Raw genomic sequence first — 1,385 nt, 5'->3', positions numbered from 1 at the left:
CATCACTCGGCACCGCAACCCTTCGTCGAGTTGCCTTGCTCCGCAATACTTTTCACTTCCGGTCGGAAGCATCACGGAACGTCTGCCGCTCGGCCCGGGCAACGGCCGCGATCGCCTGGTCGGGGTCACAACCCCTTCGTTTCCCTAGGAAAATTTCTTCGGCGGGATCTCGCCACCCCCGCCGGGCGCGCAGAAATCGGGCAAACATCACCTTTCGCGACCGGTTCGCCTACCGCGCCACCGGTGTGCGATGATCGTGCCGAAGAGCCCGGCCGGTCGTCGGATCCATTGTCCGGCGACCGAAGTCGTTCCCCCCGTTGGCTTTTCCTGGTCGAAAGACCCAGTGCAAGTGCTCGACCCGCTGATGCACGCCGGGCCGTTCGCTCCTCGGGAGCGGTGCTGTCGCCGCAGGTTTGCCACGTCCGACAATCGGTTCGTCGTCGGCGTCGGTCGCATCGGCCGCTAGTCGGATTCCGATCGAACGTCGAAAGGACCTTGGCACGTGACATACCCGGATACCCCCGCGGCACCCGCCACACCCCACTGGCCGGCGGGCCGCCGGTCGTGACGGCAGCGGACGACCCCTTCGCGACCACCGATGCGGCGAGGGCGAATTCGAGGATGAGGTCCCAGCCGATGATCCACGCGGCCAGCTCGCCGAAGGTGGCGTAGGAGAAGGTGTACGCGCTACCGGCGACCGGGACGGTGGAAGCGAATTCGGCGTAACACAGGGCGGTGAGCCCGCAGGCCACGGCGGCGAAGACGAAGGCCAGCGATACCGACGGCCCCGCCACATTGCCCGCGGTGCGCGCGGTGAGGGTGAAGATGCCCGCGCCGACCACCACCGCCACACCGAAAACGGTGAGGTCCCAGGCGGTCAGGTCCTTGCGGAGTTTGGAATCGGGCTCGTCGGTGTCCCGGATGGATTGTTCGACCGATTTGGTTCGCAGCAGGCCACCCCATCGGGGGTTCCGCACCGATCCGGCCGTATCCTGCGTTGGCGTCGGCTCAGCCACACCCGTCTCCTCCGTTGTCACCGATCCCCCGTGACCCGCAGTGAGCAACCTAACAGCACTCGATGCTGAGTCCTCGCAGCATGGTCGTGAAGGCGTTGCCCTCGGCCGATGCGGCCCATACCGAACGACCAAGGAAATGTTTACGGTAAGCGATCCGGGCGGCGCTCACCTGCCGACGAGGCGGAATCGTGAGAAAGTAATCCATTTCGGACAATTCATATGCGATATGGACCAGCGGGAAGATATCCGGCAGCAATGCCCGCTCGGCCGCATCGAGGGGGCGAATCTCGTTGTAGCCACGCAGAAATGCGGTCAGTTGCTCGGTGCGGACCCGGAGCCGACCCGTTCCCAGCCAATCCACTGCGAAGC

Annotated in this window: 2 protein-coding genes; both read right to left on the bottom strand. The window is 65.1% G+C overall.

What is annotated here, in order from left to right:
• Positions 1 to 125 precede the first annotated feature (125 nt).
• The gene (locus AB0C20_RS36160) at positions 126 to 1,016 is read right to left on the bottom strand and encodes an amino acid permease (protein ID WP_357569718.1); all 891 of its coding nucleotides are present in this window, start codon (positions 1,014 to 1,016) and stop codon (positions 126 to 128) included.
• A gap of 49 nt (positions 1,017 to 1,065) precedes the next feature.
• Positions 1,066 to 1,385, bottom strand: a 320-nt coding sequence (locus AB0C20_RS36155; RefSeq protein WP_357569717.1) for a hypothetical protein, incomplete at its 5' end; no start/stop codon positions are given.

Origin of the sequence: Micromonospora sp. NPDC048843, assembly GCF_040649965.1 — a bacterium.
Lineage (GTDB): Bacteria > Actinomycetota > Actinomycetes > Mycobacteriales > Micromonosporaceae > Micromonospora > Micromonospora hortensis.
This window is presented reverse-complemented; position numbering and strand designations above follow the sequence as displayed.